The 17,101-nt window shown below is 75.0% G+C and carries 15 protein-coding genes; 7 read left to right on the forward strand and 8 right to left on the reverse strand.

Features of this window, described 5'->3' with window-relative positions; genetic code table 11:
- The first annotated feature begins 64 nt into the window (after positions 1-64).
- From G446_RS15860 to hemQ, 3 genes are all read left to right on the forward strand, one after another.
- A complete protein-coding gene (locus G446_RS15860; RefSeq protein ID WP_483756930.1) occupies positions 65-1,732 on the forward strand; it encodes a glutamyl-tRNA reductase in 1,668 nt (555 codons plus the stop codon).
- Entirely contained in the window at positions 1,725-3,245 is a 1,521-nt protein-coding gene (locus G446_RS15865) for a ferrochelatase (protein WP_084778971.1), read from the forward strand. Before G446_RS15860 ends, G446_RS15865 begins: the two co-directional genes overlap by 8 nt.
- A gap of 115 nt (positions 3,246-3,360) precedes the next feature.
- Positions 3,361-4,182 carry a hydrogen peroxide-dependent heme synthase gene (gene hemQ / locus G446_RS0104085; protein ID WP_026409181.1) on the forward strand — a complete coding sequence of 274 codons (822 nt, stop codon included), beginning with the start codon at positions 3,361-3,363 and terminating at the stop codon, positions 4,180-4,182.
- Positions 4,183-4,330: 148 nt separating this feature from the next.
- Here the strand turns inward: hemQ and G446_RS0104090 are convergent, their stop codons facing one another.
- The 3 genes from G446_RS0104090 to G446_RS0104100 form a co-directional block, all read right to left on the reverse strand.
- Positions 4,331-4,828, reverse strand: a complete 498-nt coding sequence (locus tag G446_RS0104090) for an NUDIX domain-containing protein (RefSeq protein ID WP_026409182.1) — start codon at positions 4,826-4,828, stop codon at positions 4,331-4,333.
- A 211-nt stretch (positions 4,829-5,039) separates the two neighbouring features.
- Positions 5,040-5,813 carry a type 1 glutamine amidotransferase gene (locus G446_RS0104095; protein WP_281170206.1) on the reverse strand — a complete coding sequence of 258 codons (774 nt, stop codon included), beginning with the start codon at positions 5,811-5,813 and terminating at the stop codon, positions 5,040-5,042.
- Complete coding sequence (locus G446_RS0104100) at positions 5,810-7,456, reverse strand: MurT ligase domain-containing protein (RefSeq protein WP_026409184.1); 1,647 nt, start codon at positions 7,454-7,456, stop codon at positions 5,810-5,812. Before G446_RS0104100 ends, G446_RS0104095 begins: the two co-directional genes overlap by 4 nt.
- A 533-nt stretch (positions 7,457-7,989) precedes the next feature.
- Between G446_RS0104100 and G446_RS15870 the strand changes: the two genes are divergently transcribed.
- The 3 genes from G446_RS15870 to G446_RS0104115 are packed head-to-tail and all read left to right on the forward strand — an operon-like array spanning position 7,990 to position 10,114.
- Positions 7,990-8,427: an AbrB/MazE/SpoVT family DNA-binding domain-containing protein gene (locus G446_RS15870; RefSeq protein ID WP_051285634.1), complete on the forward strand. Its 438-nt coding sequence runs from the start codon at positions 7,990-7,992 to the stop codon at positions 8,425-8,427.
- Positions 8,424-9,344: an ABC transporter ATP-binding protein gene (locus G446_RS0104110; RefSeq protein WP_026409185.1), complete on the forward strand. Its 921-nt coding sequence runs from the start codon at positions 8,424-8,426 to the stop codon at positions 9,342-9,344. Before G446_RS15870 ends, G446_RS0104110 begins: the two co-directional genes overlap by 4 nt.
- Before the next feature lie 5 nt (positions 9,345-9,349).
- The gene (locus G446_RS0104115) at positions 9,350-10,114 is read left to right on the forward strand and encodes an ABC transporter permease (RefSeq protein WP_245574580.1); all 765 of its coding nucleotides are present in this window, start codon (positions 9,350-9,352) and stop codon (positions 10,112-10,114) included.
- 388 nt (positions 10,115-10,502) lie between these two features.
- On the opposite strand, the gene G446_RS0104120 is transcribed toward G446_RS0104115, so the two are convergent.
- The 4 genes from G446_RS0104120 to G446_RS0104135 form a co-directional block, all read right to left on the reverse strand.
- Positions 10,503-10,727: a type II toxin-antitoxin system Phd/YefM family antitoxin gene (locus G446_RS0104120; protein WP_026409187.1), complete on the reverse strand. Its 225-nt coding sequence runs from the start codon at positions 10,725-10,727 to the stop codon at positions 10,503-10,505.
- A gap of 155 nt (positions 10,728-10,882) precedes the next feature.
- On the reverse strand, positions 10,883-11,548 hold the full coding sequence (locus tag G446_RS0104125; RefSeq protein ID WP_026409188.1) for an MBL fold metallo-hydrolase: 666 nt from the start codon (positions 11,546-11,548) through the stop codon (positions 10,883-10,885).
- 112 nt (positions 11,549-11,660) lie between these two features.
- Entirely contained in the window at positions 11,661-12,965 is a 1,305-nt protein-coding gene (locus G446_RS0104130; RefSeq protein WP_026409189.1) for an ATP-grasp domain-containing protein, read from the reverse strand.
- Between the two features lie 53 nt (positions 12,966-13,018).
- Positions 13,019-14,098 (reverse strand): inositol-3-phosphate synthase, encoded by a 1,080-nt coding sequence (locus tag G446_RS0104135; protein ID WP_026409190.1) that lies wholly within the window; start codon positions 14,096-14,098, stop codon positions 13,019-13,021.
- Between the two features lie 753 nt (positions 14,099-14,851).
- Between G446_RS0104135 and G446_RS19140 the strand changes: the two genes are divergently transcribed.
- On the forward strand, positions 14,852-15,136 hold the full coding sequence (locus G446_RS19140) for a type II toxin-antitoxin system Phd/YefM family antitoxin (protein WP_084778986.1): 285 nt from the start codon (positions 14,852-14,854) through the stop codon (positions 15,134-15,136).
- Between the two features lie 378 nt (positions 15,137-15,514).
- Here the strand turns inward: G446_RS19140 and G446_RS15875 are convergent, their stop codons facing one another.
- On the reverse strand, positions 15,515-16,840 hold the full coding sequence (locus G446_RS15875; protein ID WP_084778973.1) for an MFS transporter: 1,326 nt from the start codon (positions 16,838-16,840) through the stop codon (positions 15,515-15,517).
- Positions 16,841-17,101: the final 261 nt, after the last annotated feature.

Below are 17,101 nucleotides of genomic sequence, written 5' to 3' on the forward strand. Positions count from 1 at the left end.
CGGCGCACCGCCCATTGTGCCCCGCACGGGCCCCGATGATTCAATACGGGCTGCCGTGATTCACCTGCTCTCCGTAGACCACCGCGCCCACGGGCTCGACGCCGTCGCCCGCCTGGGCGCCGTCACCGCGCGCATGGGCCCCGACCTGCTCCGCGCGGTGCCCGGCGTGCGCGGCGCCGTCGTCCTGGCCACCTGCAACCGCCTGGCCCTCGTGCTCGACGCCGACGCCGGGGCCGGGGCCGGGGCCGGTGGTGCGGCGTCCGGCCCCGGCCCCGGCGTCGAGCGCGGTGGCGCCGGGCCCGCCGACTCCGGGTCGGCTCCCGGGGCCGCCGACTCGGGTTCGCCCGCGCTCGCCCGCGCCGTGGCCGCCTTCCTCGACGCCCGCGCCCCCGGGTCCGCCGCCCCCGGCCCCCTCGTCCCCTCCGCCTGGAGCGGCCCGGACGCCGTCGCCGAGCTCTTCGCCACCGCCGCCGGGCTGGAGTCCATGGTCGTGGGCGAGCGGGAGATCGCCGGCCAGCTGCGCCGCGCCGCGACGGTCGCCCGCGCCGAGGGGACGCTGACCGCCGAGCTCGACCGCGCCCTGTCCCACGCCTCGGCCGCCTCCCGCCGGGTCGCCGGCTCCACGAGGCTCGCCGGCGCCGGCCGCAGCGTCGTCGCCGTCGGCCTCGACCTGGCCGCCGACCTCCTGCCGCCGCTGGGCTCCTGCCGGATCCTGCTCGTGGGGACCGGCGCCTACGCCGGCGCCACCGTCACCGCCCTGCACGAGCGCGGCGCGCGCGACATCGGGGTCTACTCGCGCACCGACCGCGCCCGGGCTTTCGCCGCCGGCCGCGGCCTGCGGGCCGTGTCCGACGCCGAGCTGCCCGGCGCCCTGGCCCTGGCCGACCTCGTCATCACCTGCCGCGGCCTGGGCGCGCCCGTCCTGACCCGCGAGCTCGTCGCCACATCCCTCCGGCTGCGCCGCCGCGCCGAACCGGCCCCGCCCGACCGCCCCGCCGAGCCCGCCCCGCGCGTCGAGGGACGCGGGGGGCGCACCGGGCCCGCAGGGCGGCCCCTGGTCGTGCTCGACCTGGCGCTGCGGCGCGACGTCGAGGAGTCGGTCGGGCGCCTGCCCGGCGTCGCGCTCATCGACCTGGCCGCCGTCCAGCGCGCCGTCCCCGAGGCCGAGGCCGCGCAGGTGCGCGCCGCCCGCGACATCGTCGCCCGGGAGGCCGAGGCCTTCGACCGCGCCGGGCTCGCCCGCCGCATGGACCCCCTCATCTGCTCCCTGCGCGAGCGCGTCGAGGCCCTCGTCGAGGACGAGCTGGCCCGGCTGCGCCCCCGCGACGGCATGGTCGACGTCGAGGACGCCGCCCGCGCCCTGCGCCACCTGGCCGCCCGCATCCTCCACCACCCCACCGTCGCCGCCCACCGGGCGGGCCGGGAGGGGCGGGAGGGCGAGTACCTCGCCGCGCTCGAACTCGTCCTGGGCTCCGACGTCGGCGGCGCCCTGATCGCCGACGCGGGCGTTGACGTTGACTCAGGTGCGGCCACTGACTCCGGTGCCGACTCCGGCTCCGATACGGCTGCCAGTGCCGGCACGACCGCCGGTCCCGGCGCGGCCGCCGACTCCGGTGCCGGCCCCGGCTCCGGCGCGGACCCCGGCTCCAACGCGGGCCCCGCTGCCGATTCCGACGTCGGCTCCGACGCGGACCCCGCCCGCCCCGCCCACCCGAAGGAGCGCAATGACTGAGCCCGCCCCCGCCGTCGGCCGGCCCGATGCTGCGGCCGACCCCCTCGCGCCCTACGACGCCGTCCTCGTCCTGTCCTACGGGGGGCCCGCCGGCCCCGCCGACGTCCTGCCCTTCATGCGCAACGCCACCGCCGGACGGGGCGTGCCCGACTCCCGGCTGCTGGAGGTCTCCGGCCACTACGCCGGGTTCGACGGCGTGTCGCCCATCAACGCCCGCAACGCCGAGATGCTCGAGGCCCTGCGCGCCGAGCTCGCCCGCCGCGGCTCGAACGCGCCGGTGGTCATCGGCAACCGCAACTGGCACCCCTTCGTCACCGAGGCCATGCGCGAGCTGGCCGACGGCGGGGCCCGGCGCCTGCTGTCGCTGACCACCGCCGCCTACGCCTCCTACTCCGGGTGCCGCCAGTACCGCGAGGACACGGCCGCCGCCCTGGTGCGCCTGGCCGCCGGGACCGACGGCGCCACCGGCGAGGGCTTCGAGGCCGACGCCGCCGCCCGCGTGGGCGGGGCCGGCGGGGAGCCGGTCCAGCTCGTCGTGGACAAGACCCGGCCCTTCTACAACACCCCCGGCATGCTGGAGGCCAACGCCGACGCCATCGCCGACGCCTGCGCCGAGCTGACGCGCGCTGGGGTTCCGCTCGGGGGGATCCGCCTGGTCCTGGTCACCCACTCCATCCCCGTCGGCATGGAGCGGGGCTCCGCGCCGCACGCCGGGGACGGCGCGCAGCTGGAACTCCGTGTCAGCCATTCGGGGGTATCCGCGCCGCACGCCGGGGACGGCGCCCTCGGGGACGCCGGAGATGCGGTCGGAACCGCCGCGGGCGGGCCCGGGAGGACTGGGGCCGGGCCCGGGAGCGCCGCGAACGCGCCCGCGGACGGGCGGGACATCCCCGCCCCGGGCGCGGCGCCCCCCGAACCCGGCATGGCGCCCCCCGAACCCGGCATGGCGCCCCCCGAACCCGGCATGGCCGCCGACCTGTCGACCGAGATCTCCTACGTGGACCAGCACCGGCGGTTCATAGAGGTGCTCCTGCCCGCCGTCGCCCGGCGCCTGGGGACGGCGGCCGCGCCCGCGCACGACCTGGTCTTCTGCTCGCGCTCGGGCCCGCCGCAGGCGCGGTGGCTGGAGCCGGACGTCAACGACCACCTGGAGGCCCTGGCCGCCGGACGCCTCACGGACGGGACCGCGGTGGCCGTGCCCGACGGCGTCGTCGTGGCCCCCATCGGCTTCGTGGCCGACCACATGGAGGTCGTCTTCGACCTGGACACCGAGGCCCGCGCCACCGCCGAGCGGCTCGCCATGCCCTGCGTCCGGGCGGCCACCGCGGGCACGCACCCCGCCTTCATCGCCTCCCTGGCCGACATCCTGCTCGAGCGGGCCGCCGTCGCCCGGGGCGAGGAGGTGGCCCCGGCCTCGACGACGGGCACCGGCCCCTTCCACACCGTGTGCCCCGAGTCCTGCTGCCGGCCCGCCGCTTCGGGGCACTCCGCCCGTCCCCGCCGGCCCCGGTAGGCGCGATGGGCCCGCGGGCGCCTCGCGGGCCCGCGGACCCGCCCCGCCGACCCCGGTAGGCGCTACCGTTGCCGTTGAGTCGCCCCGCCACGGGACGCCGATGAAGGAGACCGCCATGACTGACACCGATCCCGCCACCGACCCAATCGCCGATCCCGGCGCCGCCGACGCCGCCGACGCCGCCGGCATCCACCGCTTCCACGACGAGGAGCGCCGCCCCCACCACGACCCGCGCGACGCCACCGACATCGACCTCGACGCCGTCAACAACCAGTTCCACTACGCCCTCTTCGCCGTCTTCCGCCTCACCGCCCCCCTGCCGCCGCTGGAGGACACCCGGCGCCGGCTCGTGGGCGAGTCCCTCTTCTTCATCGGCGCCTCGGAGGTCACCACCCGCGGCTGGTACGACGTCGCCGGCTTCCGCTCCGACGCCGACCTGCTCGTGTGGTGGCTCAGCGACGACCCCGAGAGGCTCCAGGACGCCAACCACCGCCTGCGCGCCTCCGCGATCGGCCGCTACCTCGCCCCCGTATGGTCCTGCATGGGCCTGCACACCCCGGCGGAGTTCAACCGCAAGCACGTCCCGGCCTGCTTCGGCGGCGTCGCCCCGCGCGACTGGGTCATGGTCTACCCCTTCGTCCGCTCCTACGACTGGTACCTGCTGCCCGCCGAGGAGCGCTCGCGGATCATGGCGGCGCACGGCCGCAACGGCTTCTCCAAGTACCCCGACGTCAAGGGCTCCACGCTGGCGGCCTTCGGCATGAGCGACTACGAGTGGGTCCTGGGCTTCGAGGCCGACTCCCTGGACCGCCTGGAGGGCGTCATCCACCACCAGCGCTACACCGAGGCGCGGTTGCACGTGCGCCAGGACGTCCCCTTCTACACGGGCGTGCGGGTGAGCCCCAAGGAGTGGGCCGAGCGCCAGCCGCGCTCCTGAGCCCGGCCCCGCGGCGCCGCGCCGCCGTTCCGCCGCGCCGCCGATTTCCGCGAACGCGCAGGTTTCCAGTCGAACGCGCAGATGGGAGATGCGCGTTCGACTGGAAACCTGCGCGTTCGCGGAAGAGGGGCGGGGCGGGGCGCCGGGTCTACCGGAGCCGGAACCGGGCGGGCGTCGTCGGATCCGCCAGCCACGCCCGGGCGGCGGAGATGCGGGCCGAGGCGTGGGGCGTCAGGGGCGCGGGCAGCGCGTCGGGCTCGAACCAGGCCACAGCCGTCAGCTCTCCGTCGCCGACGCCGGCGGCCGCCGCCCGCTCGGCGCCGACGCGCGCGACGAAGCCGATGTCCAGGAAGACGCACCGGTCGCCGTTGGGGTAGACGATGGGCTCCTCGGTCTCGACGCCGATGACGGCGAGGATCTCGGGGCGCACGCCGGCTTCCTCCTCGCACTCGCGCGCGGCCGCGGCGGCCGGCTGCTCGCCGGGTTCGGGGATGCCGTCGATGATGGACCAGCGGCCGGTGTCGGAGCGGCGCCCCAGCAGGATGCGACCGGCGTCGTCGACCACGACGACGCTCACCCCCGGCAGCCACAGCTGGTCGTGGCCGATCTTCTCGCGCAGGCGCAGGACGAACTCCGGTGTGGGCATGGGGCCGAGTCTACGTCCCGCGTCCGCCCGTCCCGCTCGGCGCGGGGAGCGGGGCCGGCTGGGTCGCGCGGGCCATCCGCGTCCGCCCCGCTCGGCGCGGCGGGATCCGGGGCTCGCGCCCACGCGGCGGCGGGCGGAGGCCGTGTTCAGCGCGGGCGGGGCTGCGTCCGATGATCGGAGGAGCCAACCGTCCGCGGCGCGGAGTCAGCGTTCAGCGCGGGCGGGACAGGGCGACCCTGCGGGCGCGCTCGGCCCACTCCTCCACCGGGTCCGTCAGCGGCTCCGGCTCCCAGGTTCCGCCGCCGTGCTCGACGGCGCGCGCCAGCAGCCAGTCGGCCACGCGCGGGTTCTTGGGCAGCAGGGAGCCGTGCAGGTAGGTGCCGATGACGTGGTGGACCCGGGCGCCCTCGGTGCGGTCCCTGCCGTTGTTGCCGTCGCCACTGGTCACCGTGCCGAAGGGCCGGGCCCCCGGGCCGAGCGTGGTCAGCCCCGAGTGGTTCTCGTAGCCGATCACGGTCCCGAAGTCCTCGCTCTTGAGCGCGATGTTCCCGATGAGCCGGCCCGGCCCGGCCACCGTCTGGGCGTCGATGAGGCCGATGCCCGGGATCTGGTCGCCGGTGCCCGTGAGGAAGCGGTGCCCGAAGAGCTGGTAGAGGCCGCAGATGGCCAGCATGGGCACGCCGTCGGCCGCCCAGGCCACCAGCTCCGGCCCGCGCATCACGAGGTCGTCCTTGATGCGCTCCTGCCCGGAGTCCTGCCCGCCGCCGCCCACGACGAGGTCCACCGCCCCCGGCAGCTCCTCGCCCGGGTCGTAGGAGGCCAGCTCGACGTCGTAGCCGACCCACTGGGCGCGGCGGATGAGCACCAGGGTGTTGCCCCAGTCCCCGTAGATGTTCATGTCCCGCGGGTAGAGCTGGAGCAGGCGGATCCTGCCGCGGGCCGCGCCCGGCGTCGTGTGCTCGTAGACCTTCACCTCGGTGCTCACTTCATGACCTCCTCGACCTCGGTCAACTCGCCCAGCCGCGCCCGCAGCGCCAGCATCGCCGTGTAGGTGGTGAAGACCCGCATGGGTCGGGCGGCGCCGGACCCGGCTCCGGCGCTCGTGCCCGGCGCAGCCGTTCCGGCACCCGGCGCATCGGGCCCGGCGTCCGCGTCCGCGCCCGGCGCCCGGCGCAGCAGGGTCAGGGCCCGGCCCAGGTCCGGCTCGACGGTCCCCACCGGCACCTCGTCGTAGCGCAGCCGCAGGGCCATGTCCCAGGCGCGCACGCCGGTGACCACCGCGACGCCCTCGCCGCGCAGGCAGGTGAAGTCCACGTCCCACAACCAGGACATGTCGCGGCCGTCGGCGTACTCGTCGTTGATGGCGATCATGACGGTCTCCGGCCCGCGCGCGCGCACCGCCTGCTCGGCGGTGAGCAGCCCCATACGGAATCCCGCCGGGTTCTTGACCAGGGACAGCTCGACGTCGCGCCCGTCCAGGGTCAGGACCTCCCCGCGCCCGAAGGCCGCCCGGACGTGCGCGAGCGCGGCGAGCAGCTTCTCCACGTCCGCCCGCTCGCCCAGGACCTCCAGGGCCAGGGCCAGGGCGGCGCAGGCGTTGAGCTGGTTGTGCACGCCGGGAATGGCGAAGGACACCTCGTGGTCGGTCCCGTCCACGCGCACGACGGCGCCGCGGTCCTGGAGCGACTCCAGCACCACCCGGGGGGCGGGGCGCGCCGCCCCGGCCGGAGCGCCGTCACCGGGCGCGCCCGCACCGGCGGCCGCTCCCTCGACGGCGGCCGTTCCCGCGCCGTCGCCGGCCGGGTCGCTGCCAGCGGGCGCGTCACTGTCCGGCGCGCCGCCGGGCGCCGGTGCGCCATCGGCCGGGGAGCCGCCGGACGCCTCGGCGGGCGCGTCGACCGCCGCATCCGCGCCGCCGCCCGCGCCCGCGCCGCCGGCCGTGTCCGCATCGTCGGCCGCGTCCCCGCCGGGCGTCGCGGGCTGCGCCACGGCGGCGCCGGTGCGCAGGTCGTCGTCGGAGACGAACAGGGAGCGCAGGCCCGGTCCGGCCCCGAAGGCGGCGGTGCGCGCCCGCACTCCCTCGAAGAAGGCGGGGCCGGACAGGCGCGGGTCGTCGGCGTTGACGACGACGACGTCGGTGGTGGCCGCGGCGACCTTGTGCAGCAGGGAGGCGGTGTAGTCGATCTCGCCGAAGCGGTCGAGCTGGTCGCGCATGACGTTGAGCAGGAGGGCCGCGCGCGGGCGGACCCGCCGGACGAAGCGCACGGCGTGGGCCTCGTCGAGCTCGAGGACGGCGACGTCGGCGTCCAGGCGCCCGACGGCGTCGACCTCGGTGAGCAGGGAGGCCAGGACCCCGCGCACGAAGTTCGAGCCGGTCCTATTGGTCAGGACCTTCAGGCCCTGGGCGGTGAGCAGCTCGACGACCATCTTCGTCGTCGTCGTCTTGCCGTTGGTGCCGGAGACGACGACGACGCCCAGGGGCAGCTGGTCGAGGGTGCGGCGCAGGAAGCCGGGGTCCGTCTTCTCCATGACCAGGCCCGGCAGGGCGGTGCCGCCCGAGCCGCCCCCGCGCAGGCGGGCGGCCAGGCGGGCCGCGCGGCCCAGGGCGATGGTCAGACCTGAGCGCAGCGAGGCGGCGGACGATGACATGCGGACTCCTGCGTGGTGAGGACTGGGTGGCGACAGTCTAGAGGGGCGGCGCCCCGCGGCGCGACGCCGGCGTGGTGAGGTTCGTCGGCCCGCGCGGGCGGCTCGGGCCGGTCGTGGGGGTGTTGCACATTGGAGAGCGGCGCTCCCGCGGGTTGATTCGGGGTTTTCCGCATGATTCCGCGGTTCTTCCTAGAATGTTGATTTTTAGTGGACGGGCTCCCATGTGCAGAGGGGCCCGCTCTGCACATGGGAGGATTTCAACGGCGTTGAACACCGAGGTGTTTCCGCACGATTCCGCCGATCCGCTGGCGACGGGTCCCGATCGAATGTGCAACACCGCCCGGGCTGACCTCGATGCGCCCCGGCGCGGTGCGCCCGATCGTCCCGATGCGGTCCGACCGGATCGGCCCCGGCGCGGTCCGTCTCCCCTTGCGCGCGGCGGCGGGAGGGTGCATCATTCTCTTGTGCATGTTTTACATGCTATACATGTCAACTCGATGGAGGAGTGAGCCGTGACCCCGCGCAACCCCGCCCATATCGGCCCCGACGGCAGGGGCTTCTTCGGGACCGTCACCGTCGGCCGGCGCGGACAGGTGGCCCTGCCGGCGCAGGCCCGCAGGCAGCTCGGGCTCGAGCCCGGCGACCAGCTCGTCGTCCTGACCGATCCGGCCCAGGGACTGGCCCTCATCCCCCTGCGCCTCCTGCTGGAGCGGGCCCCGAACGACCCGCTCGCCATGCTCGTGCGCTCCACCCTGGGCGGGGGCGCCCCGACGGGGCCCCCGCCGGGAGGGCCGGCGGCGCCGCCCGCCCCGCCGGGCGAGCCGGGCGCCACCCCGGCGGGAGTGCCGCCCTCCGCGCCGGGCGCCCCGCCGGCCGCCGGGCCGGCCACCGCATACGCCCCACCCGCACCACCCACGACCTCAGCACCCACCCACCAGGAGCAGTCATGAACCCCGCCATCGCCGTCGAGAACCTGACCAGGACCTACGGGAGCCTCACCGCCGTCGACTCCGTCTCCTTCGAGGTCCGCCCCGGGGAGATCCTCGGACTCATCGGCCCCAACGGAGCCGGCAAGACCACCCTCCTGGAGTGCCTGGAGGGGCTGCGCACCCCCAGCGGCGGCACCCTGCGGGTCCTGGGCGCCGACCCCGCCCGCCCCACGCCCGCCTGGCGCGCCCGCATCGGCGTCCAGCTCCAGAGCGCCGCCCTGCCGCCCAAGATCAAGGTCGGCGAGGCCGTGGACCTGTTCGCCTCCTTCTACGACTCGCCCCTCGACGGCGGGGCCCTGCTCGCCGAGCTGGGGATCGCCGCCAAGAAGAACTCCTACGTCGACAAGCTCTCCGGCGGCCAGCGCCAGCGCGTGTTCATCGCCCTGGCCCTGATCAACCGGCCCGAGCTCGTCTTCCTCGACGAGCTCACCACCGCGCTCGACCCCCAGGCCCGCCTGGCCATGTGGGACGTGGTCCGCTCCATCCGCGAGGGCGGCGCCACGGTCCTCATGACCACCCACGACATGGACGAGGCCCAGGCCCTGTGCGACCGCGTCGGCATCATCGACCACGGCCGCCTCATCGCCCTGGACACCGTGCCGAACCTGGTCGCCTCCCTGGGCGGCGGGGCCGAGGTCGAGCTGCGGACCTCCCGGCCCGTGACCGCCGAGGCGTTCGACGGCGTCGACGGCGTCTCGAACCTGAGGATCCGCGACTGCCAGGTGCGCCTCCACGCGCCCGACACCCGCTTCCCCCAGAGGATCATCGAGGCGCTGGAGGCCACCGGCGTCGCCGTGAGCGACGTGCGCGTGTCCGCCCCCGACCTGGAGGACGTGTTCCTCTCCCTGACCGGCCGCTCCATGCGAGAGGAGCACTGAGATCCATGAAGGGATCATCCATGAAGGCCTTCCGCCGGCTGTGCCGGGTCACCGCCCTGCGGACCCTGCGCGACCCCGTCACCGTCGTCTTCTCCCTCGCCTTCGCCCCGGTGTTCATCATCGTCATGGGCCTCATCTTCGGCAACGACCCCACCCCGCAGTTCGGCGGCAGGGGCTTCCTGGAGGCCAACTTCACCGCCTTCCCCGGCATCGTCATCGCCATCACCTCAGCCATCATGGTGCCGGTGGACATGGCCGCCCAGCGCAGCGCCGGGGTGCTGCGGCGCTTCCGGGCCACCCCGCTCCAGCCCGGCGCCTACCTGGCGGCCGACGTCGTCTCCCGCCTGACCCTCACCTTCGCCTCGATCGCGGCGATGTACGCCGTCGTCGTCCTCGGCTTCAACGTGCGGCCCGCCTCCGCCGGCGCCCTGGTCGGAGCGCTGGCGGCCACCCTGCTGGGCCTGGCGGCATTCCTGGCGCTGGGCTACCTGCTGGCCTCCCGCTTCCGGGCCACGGGCGCGGCCCAGGGGATCGGCAACATCGTGCTGTACCCGCTCATCTTCACCTCCGGGGCCGCCGTGCCCATGGCCGTCCTGCCCGAGGGGGTGCGCTCGGTGGCCCGCTTCTCGCCGCTGACCCAGCTGACCCACCTCTGCCAGGGCCTGTGGGCCGGGGACGGATGGGGCGCGCACTGGGGATCGGCCGCGGTCCTGCTGGGCTTCGGGATCGTCTGCGCCGCGCTCGCGGCCCGGCTCTTCCGCTGGGAGTGACGGCCCCGGCCCCGCCCGCTACCCCGATTCCGACCTCGCTCCGCAGGATCGCCGGGCTGATCGCCCTCCGACCTTCGAAGCCGCCGGGTGACCCGCGAGAACGTTCCTCCGCAGACGTTCTCGCGGGTCTCGCCCGGTTGATCGGAGCGCCCGCCGCGGTCACCGCCTGACCCTCAACGCCCCTCCCGGGGCCCGTGGCGGTGCGGGTTGTCCAAATCTGCCACAAAGGCCCCGATCGCGCCGGAGCGTCGGAGGAGAATCGTTGATATTCCGCGCTTTCGTTCGCGGCCGATCCCGGTCCGGGACGCCTTTGTGGCAGATTTGGACACGCCTCCGCCCCGGACCGCCCCAGGAGCCCCACCCGCCCCACCACGTGCCCGCCAGTCGCTCACGCCCCATCCCAGGCGTCCAGTTCCTCCTCGGGCAGCTCGTCGAAGAAGCTGTCCGGCAGTCGGTAACCGCCGAATCCGAGTTCGCGCTCACCGGAGTCGGCCGGAACCAGGTGCGCGATAGTCCGCGGTCCCCGGGCGATGGCGATCGTGGCGCCGCGCTCCACCTCCGCCGGCAGCGCGGACAGGTGCGTCTTGGCCTCCTGAACCTCCACCGTTCTCATGCGGTTGATGATCCTTCGTCCGGCCTCGGCTGGTCAGCCGCCCTGGTCGACCGCACGGCGGTCCGGGCCGGGCGGGCCGGACCGATGCGATGCTGGCGACTCCGGCCCCGTCGCCGGTCCGTCCGCCCGCGTCCGCGGCGGAGCGGGGGGCGTCGTCATTCGGGGATGTCGATGCCCTCGCCGTCGGCGAGCAGGGCGGATCGGGCCGCGCCCTCGCCCCGCAGCGAGTCGACCACGCGGCGGGCCACGCCGAGCCCGTCCGCGTTGAGCAGGCCGTCGTGGACGCCGACGACGAGCTCGGGGCGCACGGCGCGCACGTAGCGGATCAGGTCGGCGGCGCGCAGCCACGGGGCGTCGGCGGGGGTGACCAGGGCCGTGAGGCGCCCCGGCGGGGCGGGGTGCTCGTCGCCGGTGACGAGCACCCGCTCGTCGATCAGGTAGGCGCGGTTCTCCGGGCCCGGGATGGTCGGGTGCACCTCGGCATGGCGGCCGCCGGACACCCGGACGGTCAGGGCGCCTATGCGCAGCGTCGCGCCCGCAACCGCCTCGTGCAGGTTGTCGCCACCCGCGAGGCCGCCGGGATCGCCGAGGTCGCCGAATGCGTCCCCCGGCATCCAAACGGGGACGGCGCGGCGCAGGGCCTCCTCGACGAGCTCCGGGTCGAGGTGGTCGAAGTGCCGGTGGGTGACGAGCACGGCGTCGACGCCGTCCAGGTCGGGGCGGGGCCCGAGCCGGCCCGGGTCGAGCAGGAGCCTCGTGCTCCCGGCGTCGACCGTCAGGCAGGCGTGGTGGATCTTCGTCACTCGGATCGGGGTCGGCACCCCGGCAGGCTACGCCGTCCGGTCCGGGGCGGCGCGGCGCGACGCCGCGTTGTCCTCCCGGCGAACCGTCCGGGCGCACCGCCGGGGATGCGGGCCGAGCGCGGCCCCGGGCTCAGGCCGGTCCGCCGTTCAGCCGGGCGATGGTGGCGGGCGTGATCGCGTAGGCGCCGACGGCGTCGCCCGCCAGGTCCGCGACGGCGCCGGGCCGGACGAGGACGGCGCCGACGGCGGCCAGGGCGGGCACCAGGCCGGGAGGGTCGCGCAGGACCGGGGTGAGGACCTCGCGGCTGCCCCGCAGGGGTCCCCGGCCGCACAGGGCGCGGCCCAGTGCCCCGACGACCGCCCGGCGGGTGCCCCGCGTCTCGGCGGCCCCCAGCGCGAGCGCCATGGTCGAGCGCGTGCGCACCCCCGCCCGGGCGATGAGCGGCGCGCGGGGCAGCGGCCCGCCCGTGGCCAGGGCGATGGTGAGGGACGGCAGGTCGACGCCCGCCGCGGCGGCGTTGCCGGGCTCGGTGGTGCGGGGGTTGCACTCGATGAACAGTCTGCGCCCGTCGCCGTCGGCGAAGTAGTCGCAGGTCAGGCCGCCGTGCCACTCCAGCTCCCGGCCCAGGCGGACGACGGCGTCGACCGCGCCCGGGTCCGCCACCGACAGCCGGGCCGCCGCGGACCCGCCCGCGCCCGGGCCGATGCGCTGGGAGCAGGCCGCCGCGATGAGCCGGCCGCGGTCGAACAGGGCGGCGACCTGCCGGTAGGCCCCGGCGGCCGGCGCCTGCACCATGACCTTGACGGGAGTCCTCTCGGCAGTCCTCCCGGTTGCCCCGGCCCGTGCTCCCCCGGGATCGTCTCTTCCGGAATCGTCGGAGGCCCCGGCGGGCCCGGCGGTTCCGGCGCCCCCGAGGGCCCGCCAGGCCGAGACCGCCTCGGCGCGGGTGGCGGCGCGGCGGACGCCGCGGCCCGCCGTCGAGTAGGCGGCCTTGACCCACACCGGGTACCCGACCCGGTCCAGATCCGCCTCGCAGCCCACCTCGTGCCAGGCGGGCTGGGGGATGCCGAGCTCGTCGCACAAGGCCGCGAAGGAGATCTTGGACTGCACCCGCTCGAACGCCCCGGCCCCGGCGACGGCGAGCCGCCCGCGGGCGTGCGGCAGGTACCGTTCGCCCGCGGCCAGCAGCCACGCCTGCTCGTGGGTGGCCAGCAGCGCGGTGCAGCGCCCCGCGGCGAGCAGGGCGTCGAGCGCGCGCAGGTAGCCCACGGGGTCGTCCCCGGGGGCCGGGACCGGGCGCACCGCCCGGCACCACCTGCTGAAGGAGGCCAGCGGGTGGCGGGTCGGGGAGGCCACCTCGACGTCGATGCCGCGAGCGCCCAGCACGGCGACGAACTCGCGGGCCGTCAGGCTCGACCCCTCCGACAGCAGCACGCGCTCGCGCGGCGTGCGGGGATTCCGGCGCGCCCGCCCCCGGGGTCGGCCGCTCAGCGCTCGACCCTGCCCGCGATGAAGTCCTCGGTGGAGGCCATGGCGTACTCGTCGTGGCGCTGCTCGGGCGGGGACTTCATGAAGAAGGACGACGGCGACAGCAGCGGGCCGCCGATGCCGCGATCCAGGCCGATCTTGGCGGCGCGGATGGCGTCGATGACCACGCCGGCGGAGTTCGGGGAGTCCCACACCTCCAGCTTGTACTCCAGGGAGACCGGGGCGCCGCCGAAGTTGTGGCCCTCCAGGCGCACGAAGGCGAATTTGCGGTCGTCCAGCCAGCCGACGTAGTCGGACGGGCCGACGTGGATGTCCCGGGCCTCGAACTCCTTGCCGACGTTGGAGGTGACGGCCTGGGTCTTGGAGATCTTCTTGGAGATCAGCCGCTCGCGCTCCAGCATGTTCTTGAAGTCCATATTGCCGCCCACGTTCAGCTGATAGGTGCGGTCGATGGTCACGCCGCGCTCCTCGAAGAGGCGGGCCAGCACCCGGTGGGTGATGGTGGCGCCGATCTGCGACTTGACGTCGTCGCCGATGATGGGCAGGCCCGCGTCGGCGAACTTCCGGGCCCATTGCGGGTCGGAGGCGATGAAGACCGGCAGGCAGTTGACGAAGGCGCAGCCGGCGTCGATGGCGCACTGGGCGTAGAACCTGTCGGCCTCCTCCGAGCCGACCGGCAGGTAGGAGACGACGACGTCGACCTTGGCGTCCTTGAGCGCCTCGACCACGTCGACCGGGGGCCGGGCGGACTCCTCCACCGTCTCGCGGTAGTACTTGCCGAGGCCGTCGAGGGTGACGCCGCGCTGGACCGCGACCCCGGTCGGGGCGACGTCGGCGATCCGGATGGTGTTGTTCTCGGAGGCGTTGATGGCGTCGGCGAGGTCGAGGCCGACCTTGGCGGCGTCGACGTCGAAGGCGGCGACGAACTCGATGTCCGAGACGTGGTAGTCGCCGAACTGGACGTGCATGAGGCCGCCCACCGTGTCGGTCGGCTCGGCGTCGGCGTAGTGGGTGACGCCCTGCACCAGCGACGACGCGCAGTTGCCCACGCCGACGATGGCGACGCGAATTTTACTCATCTGTTCTCCTAGCCGGTCAACGGCGCCCGCTCAGGGCGCGATGCTCCCGACTCTAGTCGTTGGGCGGCGGGTACATCGTCCCAATCCGGACCCGATTCGCCGCCCGGTCACGGGCGGGGTCGACATGCGCTGACGGGATCCGCGCGCCTCCGATCGCGGGCGGGCCGGCCGCAGCGGGTTCGGGCTGGGCGGCGGGAGGCGGAGCGGCCGGCGGGCGTCCAGGGCGGCGGGGTCGCCCCAGCCGGGCGACGGCGCGCGTCGTGATCGCATAGGCGACGGCGACCTCGCGATCCGGACGGGCTCTCATAGTGTCACCCGGAGAAACTGAGCCTTTCTCGCCGGGAACGGCGGTTCCTGGGCCCGGATTGGAGCGGTGATGGGGATGGGCGGGCGCGGGGTGGTGCGGGTGGGGCTCCTGGGGCGGTCCGGGTCGGGCAGTTGTCCAAATCTGTTGCAAAGGCGCCCCGGACCGGGATCGGCCGCGAGAGGAAGCTCGGAATATCAACGATTCTCCTCCGGCGCTCCGGCGCGATCCGGGCCTTTGCAACAGATTTGGACAAACGACGCCGCCACGGGCCCCGGGAGGGGCGCCCCGGGCCGGACGGCGACCGCGACGGGCGCCCCGATCGGCCGGGCGGGCCCGCGGGAGCGTCCGTCGTGGTCGTCACAGACCACGGTGCCGATCCCGCCCCGGAGCATTTCCAGTGACCCGGCGAGAAGGGGCCACTATGTGCTACGATTCGCTACGAGGTGATGGCCGTGTCCACCATTGCGCATCGCGAACTGCGCGACAATACCGCTTCAATTCTTCGTCGTGTGCAGGCGGGAGAGATCTTCGAGATCGCCAATAACGGGGAGCCGGTGGCTCTGCTCTCCCCCGCGGGCGGCGAGCGGCTCGCCCTTCTTCGGCGGCGCGGGGCCGTCACTGCGAGGGCCCGCATAGACTTCGCCCGGTTGAGGCGCGCAACCGGCATCGCGTCCCGGGATGTGCTGGATGATCTGCGCGGAGCTCCACCGCGCCGCCGGGCGCCATCGTGAACTCCATGAGGAGGCTGTCGCAACCTTGCTGACGGTGGTCGCCCCGTCCTGATCGCCCTGATCGCTGGCTGCGCGCCCCGCGGACTCCGCACGTCCCGCGGGCCGCATCGGACCCGGGTGCTCCGCCCTCCGGGGCCCGCCCGGGACGGGAAATGGCGCTCCGGGAGGATCGTTCCGTCCCGAACCCGCTCGCGCCGCCGCCAGAATCGCGGAATCATGCGGAAACCTTCAAGCACATCCGATGTGCCGACTCGAACGATCCTCCCGGAGCGCCAGAATCCAGACTCGGAGCCGGTGAGCGGCCCGCGTCCGCCTCGCTATCGGGATCGCCCGCGTAGCCGCCTGGGGGATCCCCCGGAGCGGCCCGCGCCCGCCTCACTATCGGGCGCCGTCGCCGCCCTCGCCCGGGACGGCTCCCCCGGGGAGGCCTCCCCGGGGGACGACTCCCTCCGGGACGGCCTGCGGGTCGCCTCCCCCGGGGACGGCCCGCGGGGCGCGGCGGAAGCCGCGGTGGACGAGGACGAAGACGAACACGGCGGCGAGGATGGCGCCGCCGACGGCGATCGGCAGGATCGGCGAGCGCCCGTACATGGCGGTGCCCGCCGTGGGCGAGACGACGTAGGTCAGACCGTTGGTCGCGCCGATCAGACCGGCGAGCCCGCCCTGCTCCTCGCGGCTCATGAGCAGCGTGGGCCCCGCCGTGTAGCCGGGCATGGCGATGCCGACGCCCGCGCCGATCACCGTCACCGCCACGAACAGGAGCGCGGCCCCGCCGTCGATCGCGAGCAGGGCGAAGCCGACGGCGCCCAGGGCGGTGCCCACGCGCAGCAGGGTGGCGGGGGCCCACTTCGAGCGCGGCACGATGACGCTCTGGGCCAGCACCATGCCGATGCCCGCGGCGAGCAGCGCCCCGCCGGTGACCAGGCCGGTGGCGTTCGCCTCCAGGGCCAGGCGGTCCTGCACGAGGAAGCCGGTGACCACCTGGATGAGGCCCAGCGCGGTGAACATGCCGAACCCGGCGACGAGGAAGGGCCAGACCCGCGGGTCGGCGGGGCGCACGCGCGCCGGCTCGGCGACCAGTTCGGTGCGCTCCTCCCGGCGCAGGACGAGCACGACCACCAGCAGCCCCCCGAGCAGGATGACCGGGACCATGTCCACCGACACCATGATGGAGATCCCCGCCAGCAGGCCGCCGACGAGGGCCCCGGCGATCGAGGCGATGCCCTGGGACGCGCCGACCCCGGCCATGCCGCGCACGCGCTCCTCCTCGCTCGAGGTGACGTCGGCGACGTAGGCCTGGGTGGTCGGCAGGATCGCCGCGAGCGCCGTGCCGAAGAGCAGGCCGCGGGTGAGGACGAACAGGACGAACAGGGGCGTCCTGCCCAGGACCCCCCTCACGCCCAGGGTGGCGACGACGGCGAAGAGCACCATGGCCGCCATGCAGATCGCCAGGGCGGCGATGAGCACCGGCTTGCGCCCCCACGACTGGGAGCGGCGCCCCCAGACCTGACTGGTGAGGACGACCATGACCGCCGCGACGCTGATGGTGAAGCCGATCTGCCACTCGTCGAGCCCGACCTCCCGCGACAGCGGCGCGATGACGGGGTTGAGGGTCGTCTGCCCCAGGTAGGCCAGGAAGACCGTCGCCAGGATAATCCCGACCTGCGAGGACGATCCCCCGCGTGCGCTCTGCGAGGCGCTCATGCCCGTTCTCCTTCCGGTTCGCTCCCCGCGGGCGCTGCGGCCCGACGGCGGATCCTTCGACTCGCTCCCTCCGGAGCGGTTCCCCGCCGGGGTGAGCCGGCTCCGGTCGTCGGGTTCGGCGACCGGAGCCGGGCCGTTCCCCGGACGCGGGTCGTGATTCCGGAGGAACTAAGGCAACCCTATATAAACATTGTTCTAATGGCAAGCGGAGGAGTTCTGCGGGGCCCGTCGCGCCGGGCCGTCAGCCGGGCCGTCAGCCGG

This window comes from Actinomyces dentalis DSM 19115 (genome assembly GCF_000429225.1).
In the GTDB taxonomy this organism is placed as follows: Bacteria; Actinomycetota; Actinomycetes; order Actinomycetales; family Actinomycetaceae; genus Actinomyces; species Actinomyces dentalis.